Source organism: Ruegeria sp. TASC047, assembly GCF_059612445.1.
In genome coordinates this window covers 24,981-37,664 of sequence record NZ_JBXWQP010000027.1, presented here as the reverse complement: position 1 = coordinate 37,664, position 12,684 = coordinate 24,981, and the positions used below count along the sequence as shown (strand labels likewise).

The window sequence follows — 12,684 nt, the reverse complement described above, 5'->3', positions numbered from 1 at the left end:
TAATTTGGCTGGACGAGTTAACCAGTAATAACAGTTTAAAAACAACACACTAACCTGCGTCATTTCACGCCATCAACGCCGTTGACTCTGCGCCTTTCGCGCCTTAGCACCATGCGCAAGACAGCGCGAGGATTCCGTCCGTGACCGATGACGACCAAAAGCAGCGTATGGCGCAGCTTGAGGCCAAGATCGACGCGGCGAAAAAGGCCAGACAACCGGCTGCCCGCGCTGACAGTGACATATCCGGGGGCGAGCTTGCCTGGAGGATGGTCATCGAAATGGTTTCCGGTCTGGGGATCGGATTTGGCATCGGATACGGGCTGGACAGCCTGCTCGGGACGATCCCGATCTTTCTGGTGTTGTTCACATTGCTGGGCCTTGTCGCGGGCGTGAAGGTTATGCTCCGCAGCGCGAAAGAGGTTCAAGATAAACAAGCGGCCCATATGCAGGCCGAAAAGGACGAGAGGGACTGAACGTGGCAAGCGAGACCACCGCAGCACACGGCGCCGAAGGCGCAGACCACGCAGCAGAAGCCAGCAGCCTGGTATTTCACCCGATGGACCAGTTCATCGTCAAGCCGCTGTTCGGCGACGGTTCTATTGCCTGGTACACACCCACCAACGTGACCCTGTGGCTGTTCCTGGCCATCGTGGCGATCTTTGGCCTGCTGGTTCTCAGCACGTCAAAGCGCGCCATCGTCCCGACTCGGATGCAGTCGATTGCGGAACTGGCCTATGGCTTCATCTACAAGATGCTGGAAGACATCTGCGGCAAGGACGGCGTCAAGTTCTTCCCCTACGTCATGACCCTGTTCATGTTCATTGTGACCGCGAACTTCCTGGGCCTGATCCCGACCTCGTTCACCACCACATCGCATTTCGCCGTGACCATCCCGCTGGCGCTGGCCGTGTTCCTGACCGTGACCATTCTGGGTTTTGTCAAGAACGGCGCCGCGTTCCTAGGTCTGTTCTGGGTCTCCAGCGCGCCGCTGGCGCTGCGCCCGATCCTGGCGATTATCGAGCTGATCTCGTACTTCGTGCGCCCCGTCAGCCACTCCATTCGTCTTGCCGGTAACGTCATGGCGGGCCACGCGGTGATCAAGGTGTTTGCGGGCTTTGCCGCAATTTCCCTGATTTCGCCCGTGTCGGTTCTGGCGATCACCGCAATGTACGGTCTCGAGGTCCTGGTGGCCTTCATTCAGGCCTACGTATTCACCATTCTGACCTGTGTTTATCTGAAAGATGCGCTGCATCCTTCGCACTAAGGTCCGATAACCCAACATCGAAACTTCCAATTCGTAAGGAGATACATCATGGAAGGCGATCTCGCACACATCGGCGCAGGCCTGGCAGCAATCGGTTCCGGCGCAGCCGCAATCGGGGTGGGCAACGTTGCAGGCAACTTCCTGGCCGGCGCCCTGCGCAACCCTTCGGCGGCTGCTTCGCAGACCGCAACCCTGTTCATCGGTATCGCATTCGCAGAAGCCCTGGGGATCTTCGCATTCCTGGTCTCGCTGCTGCTGATGTTCGCCGTCTAATCTGCGGAACCTGATCCTTACGCGCAGGTGGGTCCAAGCCATAGCGGCCCACCTGTTGTAAAGACAACGTTCCGACGGAGGACATCATGGCGACTGAACCCATTAGCGAAGAAGTAGTTGGCGCGTGCGTTGACTCGCATGGCTCTGCCATCGGGATGCCGCAGCTCTGCTTCGATTGGTTCCCCAACCAGATTTTCTGGCTGGTCATTACGCTGGTCGTCATCTTTCTGGTCCTGTCTCGCGTGGCTCTGCCCCGCATCGCGGCAATCCTGGCCGAGCGCCGGGGGACCATTACAAATGACCTGGCTGCGGCCGAAGATCTGAAGGCCAAAGCGGTCGAGGCCGAAGAGGCCTATAACAAGGCGCTGGCCGATGCCCGTGCCGAAGCGCAGCGTATCGCGGCCGAAGCACGCGCAGAAATCCAGACTGGTCTGGATGATGCGATTGCCAGAGCGGATGCGGAAATCGCTGCAAAGGCGGCTGAATCGGAAAAGGCAATTGCCGAAATCCGTGCCGGTGCGCTGGAAAGCATTCAAGTGGTCGCCAAGGATACGGCGGCTGAACTGGTCACCGCGCTGGGCGGCGAGGCGGATGCCAAAGCCATCGACAGTGCCATTGACGCGCAGATGAAAGGATAAGTGACATGCGGAACACTCTTGCCCTTATCCTGACCGTTGGTGCCGCCAGCCCCGCGCTGGCTGCAAGCGGCCCGTTCTTCTCGCTTGGCAACACAGACTTTGTCGTCCTTCTGGGCTTCATCGTTTTCATCGCGGTCCTGTTCTACTTCAAAGTGCCGGGCATGATCGGCGGAGCGCTGGACAACCGTGCCGAAGGCATCAAGGCCGAGCTGGACGAAGCCCGCGCCCTGCATGAAGAAGCACGCAGCCTGCTGGCCTCGTACGAGCGCAAGCAGCGTGAAGTGCAGGCACAGGCCGATGCGATTGTCGAGGCGGCCAAACAGGACGCGGTTCTGGCTGCGGACCAGGCGAAAGTCGATCTCGAAAAGTCGATCGAACGCCGTCTGGCTGCTGCGCAGGACCAGATTGCCTCGGCCGAAGCCTCGGCTGTGAAAGACGTGCGCGATCAGGCCGTTTCGGTTGCGATTGCCGCTGCCAGCTCGGTTCTGGCCAAGCAGATGACAGCCGCGCAGGCGAACAAGCTGATCGAGGCCTCGATCGCAGATGTGGGCGCCAAGCTGCACTGACGGGGACACCGACCGGTAAAAAACGCAGATGACCCGAGAGCATTGCGCTGTCGGGTCTTTTGTTTTGGTGACGGGGCTGATTGTATTGACCGCAACATCACCCGGATTCTGTACCCTTCTGAGGGTCTGAAGGTCCCCTTCGGGATCCACGGGTGCAAAAAGAACAGGGAAAGACGGGCCGTGGCAGGCGAAGACGTTTCGATGAATATTGTTGGAGTGGTCAGGAACGGCGGGGCCGCGCTGATCGAAAGCATCAACAGGATCGAAGACCTGACCACCCGCTTGCACCGCTATTCCGTGACCATCGCGACAAACGACAACACTGATCGCACAGATCGGGTTTTGTCCGAATTCGCGCGCCGCGACCCGAAAGTGGACCTTGTCCGCATGGACGGTCTGGCCTCCAGACTGCCAGACCGCGTCGAGCGGATTACGGCGGCCAGAAACGCTGTCCTCAACAGGCTGGAAGAACGCGACAGCGGTCACGACCTGACATTGGTGCTTGATCTGAACGGGCCGAATGTCTGTCTGGACGCTCAGACGGTTCTGACGGCTGCACAACGGTCCGTACCACGCTGGGAAGGTGTCTTTGCCAATTCCAAACCGGCTTATTACGATATTTATGCTCTGCGCTGTGCGGGCTGGTGTGACGAAGACGTCTGGCAAAGAATTCGGACAACGCGCAAGCCCCTGTTCGGGCGCCGTAAGTGGCGGAAAGTTCTGCTGAAATCAGCAGTTTTCGACCGCCAGTACCACATTCCGTCCGATATGCCCCTGATACCGGTCGACAGCGCCTTTGGCGGTGCAGGATTGTACAAGACCCGCGCCTTGCGTGGCCTGCGCTATTCCTGCCGGGATGAAAAAGGCGACCTCGTGTGCGAACATGTGATGCTGCACAAACACCTCAGGGACCGGGGCGCGCGGCTGTTCATCGACCCGGCCCTGACAACCATCGCCCCGAATGACGATCTGGGCGAAGGCAGCGGCGCACCTTTCCCGTCACACCTGATCCAGCCCGAGACCGGGGCCGCCTGATCCCTGAGGGCACTTGGAAAGCGCTAGGCCTGACGGGTTTCGTGCTGCAACCTTTGCTGCGCAACGGCCTCGTTCCGCTCGGCCTTCTGCTGATCGATCATGCAGCGTTCGACAAAGCTCAGATGCGTTTCGACGGCCTGACGTGCGGCTGCCGGATCGCGGGCCTGAAGGGCCGCGTTGATAGTGCTGTGCTGGTCCAGAATGGCCTCGCGGGTCGCGCGCTGCCGGAACATTGTTCGTCGGTTATAGAACACGCCTTGCACCAGTAGGTCATACATCGACCGCATCATATGCAGCATCACCACATTGTGGCTGGCTTCGATGATGGCCATATGAAACTCGGCATCCAGCTGCGCCTCTTGGTCCGCGGCGTTCCGGTTATGGGCCGCCCGCATCTTGTCATAGATCGCCTGAACAACCTTCAGGTCGCTTTCTGATCCCAGCCGCGCGGCCCGTTCCGCCGCCAGCCCCTCCATGTCGCGGCGAAAGGACAGGTAATCGAATACGGCCTCGTCATGGCTGCTGAACAACCGGATCAGCGCCGGCGAAAAGGCCGAGCCCAAAACCTCGGCCACATAGATCCCGGAGCCGGCTTTTGTTGTCAGCAACCCCTGTTCCTGAAGCTCGGACACCGCATCGCGCAGAGACGGGCGCGACACGCCCATCCGTTCGGCCAACTCACGCTCGGGCGGCAGGCGCTCCCCGGGGCGCAGGATGCCGCGCAGGATCAACAGCTCGATCTGGCGAACGACCGCAAGCGACAGTTTTTCCGTCTGAACTTTCTGAAAAGGCATGGTCCGTTCCGAAATTGGTCAACTCATTTGACCATGGACAAGGGGGCTGTTCAAGAATGCCCGGTCACATCCGCTGAAATATTAGGTCAGAAGTGTTGACTTTAATTTGAGAAAGCATAGGCTGCGCCGAAATGAGATCGGAGGAGCCTCATGTCCCATCACCCTTTGTTTGCCACCCGGGCTTCCCGGATGAAGGCGTCAGAAATCCGCGAGCTGCTGAAACTGCTCGATCAGCCCGGCATCATTTCCTTTGCCGGTGGCATTCCGGACCCCGCGCTTTTTCCCGCCGAGGCTTTCGCGCAGGCGTTTCAGCAGGCATTGGGGCCGGACATGCAGGCGCAGGCGCTGCAATATTCGGTCAGCGAAGGCTATGCCCCCCTGCGCTGGTGGTTGGTGCAGCACATGCGCGAGATCGGAGTGGAATGTGACATGGACAACGTCCTGATCACCTCGGGCTCGCAGCAGGCGCTGGATTATCTGGGCAAGCTGTTCCTGTCCCCCGGCGACACGGCCTTGGTCGGGTGGCCCACTTATCTGGGTGCTCTTGCCGCGTTCAACGCGTATGAGCCGCGCTTTGACCGGCTTAATGGCAACAAGGGGGCCGATGAATTCAAGGCTGCGGCAGGGGATGGCGCCGTGAAATTCGCCTATCTGTCGCCCGATTTTGCCAATCCGACAGGCGAAACCCTGACCCGCCCGGGTCGTGAGGCATTGCTGGACCTGACCGACGAACTGGACTGCGCGTTGATCGAAGACGGCGCCTATCAGGCACTGCGCTATGACGGTGATCCGATCCCGCCGATCCTGGCTTTGGAACAGGCACGAAAGGGGTCGATCGAAAACTGCCGGACGATCTATTGTGGCAGCTTCTCGAAAACCCTGTCACCGGGTCTGCGCATGGGGTGGGTGGTTGCGGCCAAGCCGATCATCTCGCAGATGGTTCTGCTGAAACAGGCGGCGGATCTGCATTCGGCGACCATCAACCAGATGGCCGTGCATCAGGTGGCGGAAGCGTGCTTTGACACCCATATCCCGAAAGTGCGCGACACTTACCGCGCGCGCCGTGATGCGATGCTGGATGCGCTGCAACAGCACATGCCCGACGGGGTGGCGTGGACGCGCCCCGAAGGCGGCATGTTCGTCTGGGTGACACTCCCCGCCGGGATCAGTGGGTCTGACCTGCTGGCGCATGCGCTGGATACGGTGAAAGTGGCCTTTGTGCCGGGGCAGGCGTTTTTCCCAGACGGCAGCGGGGCAAACACGATCCGGCTCAGCTTCTCGAACTCGGACGAGGCGACGATCCGCGAAGGTATCCGCCGGTTAGGCGAAGTTCTGCGCGCCTGACGTCCAGAAAGGTTCTGTTAACCAAATTGCTGCAACTCTGCGGCATGATCCGGTTTCTCGCTCCGTTCCTGCTGGCCGCCTGCGCCGCCGGGACCCCGCATTTCCGCGACGTTCCGGCCACCCGCGTGGCGGTGAACGGTAGTGTGTTCGACGTGCGCGTGCGCGGCGATCTGGCCGAGGCGGTGCGGATCAACGCGCAATACGCCCCGCGGCTTGGCCCTGTTCGGGATCGCGCCGCGCTGGCCATGGCGCAGGTTTCAGGCTGCCCGATCCTCGACGTGCTGGGCGACGCGGCTGTCGCGGTTGGTGTACTGGGGTGTGACCGCGAGGCGGGGGAACGGCTGCTGCTGACTGCCGTCTCGACGCCCCGATATGAATGTATCGACTATGGTATCTATGAAAATGTCGGGGACGACAGCGGCTATCAGGTCTTTGAATGCAGCCCATACTGACATACGCGTGTTCCTGCGCATTTCGGCAAGATGTTGTGGATAACTTGCACTGATCTCCCATATCCTGCGCAACTGCGTTGACTCGGACCCCATCCCTTGCGCAGACTTTCAATTCATAGGAATCACGGGACACGCGGCCATTGCGTTTCAGCAAGCTCAAACTGACCGGCTTCAAAAGCTTTGTTGATCCGACCGATCTGATCATCGCGGACGGGTTGACCGGTGTGGTGGGTCCGAACGGCTGTGGCAAGTCCAACCTTCTGGAAGCCTTGCGCTGGGTGATGGGGGAAAACCGCCCTAAATCCATGCGCGGCGGCGCGATGGAGGATGTGATCTTTGCCGGTGCCGCCACACGGCCCGCCCGCAATTTCGCCGAAGTTGTCCTGACCATGGACAATTCCGAACGTCTGGCGCCTGCGGGGTTCAACGACACCGATCAGCTTGAAATCGTGCGCCGGATCACCCGCGATGTCGGCAGCGCCTACAAGACCAACGGTAAGGATGTGCGCGCGCGCGATGTGCAGATGCTGTTCGCGGATGCCTCGACCGGTGCCCATTCCCCCGCGCTTGTGGGGCAGAACCGCATCGCCGAGCTGATCAGCGCCAAACCCCGCGCCCGCCGCCGCATTCTGGAAGAGGCCGCCGGGATCTCGGGGCTCTATCAACGCCGGCATGAGGCCGAGCTGAAGCTGAAAGCGACCGAGTCCAACCTGACCCGCGTCGATGACGTGCTCGAGCAGTTGGGCGGGCAGCTTGCGCAACTGGCCCGTCAGGCCCGTCAGGCCGCACGCTATCGCGAAATCGGCGAACAGCTGCGTCAGGCCGAGGGAATGCTGCTCTATCGCCGCTGGAAAGAGGCCGACATGGCCCGCCAGCAGGCCGAAGACAAGCTAAGGGACCGGATTTCCGAGGCCTCCCGCGCCGAGGCCGAAGCCCGCGCGGCCGCCGCGAAAAGGGCCGGGATCGAAGAAACCCTGCCGCCCCTGCGCGAGGAAGAGGCCATCGCCGCCGCTGTCCTGCAACGCCAGCAGGTGCAGCGCGATCAACTGACCGATCAGGAAACCCGCGCGCGCCAGACAATTGAAACGCTGACCAGCCGCATCCATCAGCTCGGCAAGGATATCGAACGGGAAACCGGCCTGAACCGCGATGCGGGCCAGATGATCGAAAGGCTGGAATGGGAAGCCCGCGGACTGGCCAAGGCCGCCGAAGGGCATGACGCGAAGGTGGCGGAAGCCGCAGAAATCGCCCGCGAAGCGGCTTCGATCCTTCAGGACCGCGAAGACCACCTGTCGCAGCAGACCGAGGATATGGCGCGTCTTGTCGCCCGTCACCAGTCAGCGCAGCGTCTGGTCGAAGACAGCCGCAAGACGCTGGCCCGCTCTGAGGGGGAAGAGGAAAAAGCCCGGCTGGCGGTGGATGAGGCCAAAACAGCCCTGACCCGTGCCAGCGAGGCGTTCGAAACCGCGCAGGAAAGCGAGGAAGAAGCCCGCGAAGCCGCCGAGGTCGCCGAAGAGGCGCTGGCCGCCGCGGATGAGCTGCGCAATGAAACGCAGGCCCGCGAAGCCGAGGCGCGCGCGCAACGGTCCGAGGCCGAAGGCGAATTGGGTGCAATCCGCGCCGAAACCACTGCGCTTGCCAAGCTGGTGGACCGCGACACGGCCGAGGGCGGGCAGGTGATGGACCTGCTGCGCGTGGAACCGGGTTTTGAGAAGGCGCTGGGTGCTGCGCTTGCCGATGACCTCCGTGCGCCGCTGGTCGAAGGTGACGGCCCGTCCGGCTGGGTTCAGGTGGCAGGGTATGACAGCGATCAGCCCTTGCCCGATGGGGTCGACCCGCTGGCGCTGCACGTGTCAGGGCCGGACAGGCTCAGCCGTCGCATCGCGCAGATCGGGCTGGTCGATGCGGATCAGGGCGCGCGGTTGCAGGCGTCGTTGAAGCCGGGCCAGCGTCTTGTGTCCCGCTCGGGCGACCTGTGGCGCTGGGACGGGTTCCGTGCCTGGGCCGAGGATGCGCCAAGTGCGGCGGCGCTGCGGCTGGAGCAGCTCAACAAGCTTGAGGCGCTGAAACAGGAACTGGCCCGCACCGAGGCGCAGGCCGACGGTGCCCGCGCCGCGCATGAAACCCTGTCGCGGCAACTGGCGGACGTGACCGAGGCCGACCGCCGTGCGCGCGAAGCCCGTCGTGCCGCTGATCAGCGCATGGCCGAAACCGCACGCCAGCTCAGCCGTGCCGAGGCGGATCGCAACCTTGCGCAGGGCAAGCTGGAAACACTGGCCCTTGCCGTGGATCGCCACAAAGAAGATGCCATGTCCGCCCGCGTGCAGCTGCGCGAGGCCGAGGCGGCGCTGAACGATCTGGGTGATCTCGCCAGCGCCCGCGCCGAGGTTGAGGACATCAAACAGACGGTCGAGGCGGCGCGGATCACCATGTTGACCCACCGCTCGACCCATGATGAGCTGCGCCGTGAAGGCGACGCCCGCACCCGTCGCACGCAGGAGGTCACCAAGGACCTGAGTGGCTGGCGGCACCGTCTGGAAACGGCTGAGAAGCGGATATCGGAACTGGCCGAGCGCAAGGAAAGTTCGGAAGAGGAACTGACCGAGGCCATGGCCGCCCCCGGCGAAATCGCCGAGGCGCGGGAAGAGTTGAACGAGTTGATCGAAGCCGCCGAAGCCCGTCGGGCCGACGCCGCCGACAAGCTGGCCGAAGCAGAAACACAGTTGCGCGAAGTGGTGACGGCCGAGCGTGAGGCGGAACGCCTGGCCTCGGAAGCTCGCGAAAACCGCGCCGCAGCCGAGGCGCGCAGTGACGCAGCAAAGGAAAGCGTGCTTGCGGCAGCAGAACGAATTGCCGAAGACCAGCAACTGACCCCGAACCAGCTGCTGAACCAGCTGGACGTAAACCCCGACCAGATGCCCGCCGCGGATGCGCTAGAGGCCGAAGTGAACCGCCACAAGCGCCAGCGTGACGCCATGGGCGCAGTGAACCTGCGGGCCGAGGAAGACAGCAAGGACGTTCAGGAAGAATTCGACACGCTCAGCAGTGAAAAGGCCGATCTGGAAGAGGCGATCAAAGCCCTGCGCAGCGGCATCTCCAGCCTCAACCGCGAAGGCCGCGAACGTCTGCTGACCGCTTTTGAACAGGTGAACTCGAACTTCGCGATGCTGTTCAAGCACCTCTTTGGCGGGGGCGAGGCCAATCTGGTCATGGTCGAAAGCGACGACCCGCTGGATGCGGGACTGGAAATCATGTGCCAGCCGCCGGGCAAGAAGCTCTCGACCCTCAGCCTGCTGTCGGGCGGCGAACAGACGCTGACCGCGACCGCGCTGATCTTTGGCGTTTTCCTGGCCAACCCGGCCCCGATCTGTGTGTTGGACGAGGTTGACGCGCCGCTGGACGATGCCAATGTCACCCGTTTTTGTGACCTGCTGGACGAGATGTGCCGCCAGACCGACACCCGTTTCCTGATCATCACCCACCACGCGGTGACCATGGCACGCATGGATCGTCTGTTCGGCGTCACCATGCAGGAACAGGGCGTCAGCCAGCTGGTTTCGGTCGACCTGAAAAAGGCCGAGCAGATGGTGGCCTGACCGCTCACCGCAACGTTATGATGATTGCAGGCATAACGCGCTACCTTGGCCTCATGACGCGTTTCCTGATCCCCGCCCTCATCGCCGCCACTTCGGTTGTCGCCGCTGAATGGCCCGTCAAATCCGGCGATGTCCCGCTGACAGTGGCCGAGCTTGACGCCCTCGCGGGCCAGACGCTGACCTTCTACGATGATGGTCAGGCCAAGTTTTCGGCGGGGGGCGCTTATTCCTATACCTACGCGGGCGGGGGGTCTGCATTCGGAACCTACTCCATCGCCGATGACGGTTCCGTCTGCATCGCGTATCGCAACGGGTTCAGCCGCTGCGACCTGTATGTCCACAGTGGCGAGCGGCTGATCCTGATCGATCAGAAAGGGGATAGGTACCCGGTGCGGCCCAAATAAAGAAGTCACAATTTGGGCCGGCCATGTTGGCAACGGACCAACCCGCGCAGCAATCTGAACCCGCGGCAGACGTCAACGGCCATGCCGGGAACAACGCAAATACACGCGCCCAATGAGGGGCCAGAACCAAACTGTGGGCACCTCGACACAACGCGCTGGCGCAAGGCAGGGTAAGTCGCGCCAAAACAGCAGCCGCGGTTGACGAGCCACACACCGCTTCGTTAGTGCAGCAGCGATCCCGTTTTGGCTTTGGGCAAGAGGTGCTGTTTTGGATTTTCAAGTTGCAAGTTTCTGGTTTGGTGCGCCGTTATCTTGCGTTGAAAGAGTATGCATTCAGTCCTTTCTGGATCATGGCTATGTCTTCCATCTGTACGTGCTGGATATGAACATAGATGTTCCCGACGGCGTTGTTGTTCATGACGCCCGCGAAATCTATGCGGATGAAACCACCGAAAACCTGACCGGTGGCCGGAGACGGATGGCGGTCTATTCAGACATCTTCCGGATCCACATGTTGCAAAAAACCGACTTTGTGTGGGTTGATCTGGATATCTACTGCGTCCGGCCGCTGGATGTTCCACCGGACTATCTGTTTGGTGTCGTCTGGCGCAACAAGGCGATGAACAATTGCGTCTTGCGCCTTCCCAAGACATCTCTGGCCTTGAAGCTGATCCTGAATTTCCTTGAGTCAGAAGTCCCGATCCCGTTTTGGTTGGGCAGTGATCGCATCGAAAAACTGGTCAAACGCTATGAGGCGGGCGAGACAATCACGCTCTACGATCTTCCGTGGACGACAACCGGCCCTAGTGTGACCCGCTGGGCGCTGGGGGTCACCGGTGAAATCGACCGAGGCCAGCATTGGCATTTGTATTGGCCGCGTCGCGGGTTTCTGGACCCGGTCGAGAACATTGAAGACTACGAACCCGATTGGGCCCGGTTTCACCACTTCCAGGGCGAAACCCGCAGTGGTATTCGCAGCAAATTCGGCGGTATTCCTCCAAAGGGAAGTTACATTGATATTGTCTGTCAAAGACATGGAATTGACCCCAAGAAATATCCGGTCACATAATCAGCGGCGACGGTGCCGATATCGTCAAATAATCTTGGGGGTTCGCGTCATACCACAGAAGTGCGGGCCGCTGGCTCAGAGTTTTTCCAGCAACTCCATCGTTGGCCACGCATCCGCAGGCAGGCCCAAACGGTTCTGTTCGGCCTGCGTTGCATCCCGCGTTCCGGCCCCCAGGATCCCGTCGATCTTGCCTACATCATATCCTTTGGCCTGAAGCTTGGTCTGCAACTGTTTCATCTGTGCGCCACTCAGGCCCTGCGTGGGATTGCCCGCATCATAAATCTGGCCGCCCTCAAGCCGTGTTCCGAAATAAGCGGCGGTCAGAACATAGACAAAGCTCTGGTTCCATTCGAAATAGACGTCGAAATTGGGGTAAGCCAGAAAGGCAGGCCCGTTGCGCCCCTGTGGCAGGATCAGCGAGGCGGGCAGGTTGGCCAAGGACCCGCCGCGCGCCTGAACGCCCATCGCCTGCCATTCCGCCACCGAACGCGGTTTGCCGGGGCCGGACAAGGACCAGTCCATCTGCGCGGGCACGGTGACCTCCTGCAACCAAGGCTCACCCGCGCGCCATCCCAGATGAGACAGCATTCTGGCCCCCGACATCAGCGCATCAGGGGCCGAGCTTTTCAGGCGGACATGCCCGTCACCGTCACCATCGACGCCGTTTTCCAGTATGTCACGCGGCAGCATCTGCACCATGCCGATCTCTCCGGCCCAAGCCCCGGTGGTGCGGGCCGGGTCGAAATCACCGTTCTGATACAGCTCGATGGCGGCGAAGATCTGCGGTCGGAACAGCTCCGGGCGGCGGCAGTCATGGGCCAGCGTCACCAAGGCGTTGCGGGTGTTGAAGTCGCCTTGAAACGATCCGTAATCGGTTTCAAATGCCCAGAAGGCCAGCAGCACCCCGCGGGAAATGCCATACTCGCGCTCGATCCGATCAAAGACCGCATCGTATTTGCGCGACATCGCTTGCCCGCGTTCGATCCGGTTTTGCGAAATCAGACGACGGGAAAACTCAATAAAGGGCTTCTGAAACACGCCCTGCGCCCGGTCAGCCTTCAGCACGGCGCTGTCCTGCTGCACCCCGTCAAAAAAACCGTTCACCGCTGATTTGTCCAAACCCTGCTGCACGGCTTCGGTCTTCAGCCCTTTGACAAAGGAGTTAAATCCACCTCCACATTGCGCCAGCGCAGGTGAGGTAAACAGGGCGGCGGCGATCAGGCCAGAGAGTATACGCATGAAAGGGTCC

At 61.2% G+C, this 12,684-nt stretch carries 13 protein-coding genes; 11 read left to right on the top strand and 2 right to left on the bottom strand.

Annotated features, from left to right (window positions below; genetic code table 11):
* Window positions 1–140 precede the first annotated feature (140 nt).
* The 6 genes from AC2FLO_RS06220 to AC2FLO_RS06195 all read left to right on the top strand — a co-directional run bounded on the left by AC2FLO_RS06220 (window position 141) and on the right by AC2FLO_RS06195 (window position 3,776).
* Window positions 141–473: an AtpZ/AtpI family protein gene (locus AC2FLO_RS06220; RefSeq protein WP_480483780.1), complete on the top strand. Its 333-nt coding sequence runs from the start codon at window positions 141–143 to the stop codon at window positions 471–473.
* Window positions 474–475: 2 nt separating this feature from the next.
* Window positions 476–1,264, top strand: a complete 789-nt coding sequence (locus AC2FLO_RS06215; protein ID WP_496753853.1) for a F0F1 ATP synthase subunit A — start codon at window positions 476–478, stop codon at window positions 1,262–1,264.
* 48 nt (window positions 1,265–1,312) lie between these two features.
* Entirely contained in the window at window positions 1,313–1,537 is a 225-nt protein-coding gene (locus tag AC2FLO_RS06210) for a F0F1 ATP synthase subunit C (RefSeq protein ID WP_005981269.1), read from the top strand.
* A gap of 86 nt (window positions 1,538–1,623) precedes the next feature.
* Entirely contained in the window at window positions 1,624–2,175 is a 552-nt protein-coding gene (locus AC2FLO_RS06205) for a F0F1 ATP synthase subunit B' (RefSeq protein WP_496753854.1), read from the top strand.
* Window positions 2,176–2,180: 5 nt separating this feature from the next.
* A complete protein-coding gene (locus tag AC2FLO_RS06200) occupies window positions 2,181–2,741 on the top strand; it encodes a F0F1 ATP synthase subunit B (RefSeq protein ID WP_480586452.1) in 561 nt (186 codons plus the stop codon).
* 201 nt (window positions 2,742–2,942) lie between these two features.
* Window positions 2,943–3,776, top strand: coding sequence for a hypothetical protein (locus AC2FLO_RS06195; RefSeq protein WP_480586449.1), 834 nt, complete (start codon window positions 2,943–2,945; stop codon window positions 3,774–3,776).
* A 23-nt stretch (window positions 3,777–3,799) separates the two neighbouring features.
* On the opposite strand, the gene AC2FLO_RS06190 is transcribed toward AC2FLO_RS06195, so the two are convergent.
* Window positions 3,800–4,570: an FCD domain-containing protein gene (locus tag AC2FLO_RS06190; RefSeq protein WP_496753856.1), complete on the bottom strand. Its 771-nt coding sequence runs from the start codon at window positions 4,568–4,570 to the stop codon at window positions 3,800–3,802.
* A gap of 150 nt (window positions 4,571–4,720) precedes the next feature.
* On the opposite strand from AC2FLO_RS06190, the gene AC2FLO_RS06185 reads away from it, so the two are divergent.
* From AC2FLO_RS06185 to AC2FLO_RS06165, 5 genes are all read left to right on the top strand, one after another.
* On the top strand, window positions 4,721–5,914 hold the full coding sequence (locus tag AC2FLO_RS06185) for an aminotransferase-like domain-containing protein (protein ID WP_496753858.1): 1,194 nt from the start codon (window positions 4,721–4,723) through the stop codon (window positions 5,912–5,914).
* 44 nt (window positions 5,915–5,958) lie between these two features.
* Window positions 5,959–6,366, top strand: coding sequence for a hypothetical protein (locus AC2FLO_RS06180; protein WP_496753860.1), 408 nt, complete (start codon window positions 5,959–5,961; stop codon window positions 6,364–6,366).
* Between the two features lie 140 nt (window positions 6,367–6,506).
* Window positions 6,507–9,962, top strand: coding sequence for a chromosome segregation SMC family protein (locus AC2FLO_RS06175; RefSeq protein ID WP_496753862.1), 3,456 nt, complete (start codon window positions 6,507–6,509; stop codon window positions 9,960–9,962).
* Between the two features lie 53 nt (window positions 9,963–10,015).
* Window positions 10,016–10,366, top strand: a complete 351-nt coding sequence (locus AC2FLO_RS06170) for a hypothetical protein (protein ID WP_480538723.1) — start codon at window positions 10,016–10,018, stop codon at window positions 10,364–10,366.
* 382 nt (window positions 10,367–10,748) lie between these two features.
* Window positions 10,749–11,435, top strand: coding sequence for a hypothetical protein (locus tag AC2FLO_RS06165; RefSeq protein ID WP_496806819.1), 687 nt, complete (start codon window positions 10,749–10,751; stop codon window positions 11,433–11,435).
* Between the two features lie 75 nt (window positions 11,436–11,510).
* On the opposite strand, the gene AC2FLO_RS06160 is transcribed toward AC2FLO_RS06165, so the two are convergent.
* Window positions 11,511–12,674 (bottom strand): lytic murein transglycosylase, encoded by a 1,164-nt coding sequence (locus AC2FLO_RS06160; RefSeq protein ID WP_496804413.1) that lies wholly within the window; start codon window positions 12,672–12,674, stop codon window positions 11,511–11,513.
* Window positions 12,675–12,684: the final 10 nt, after the last annotated feature.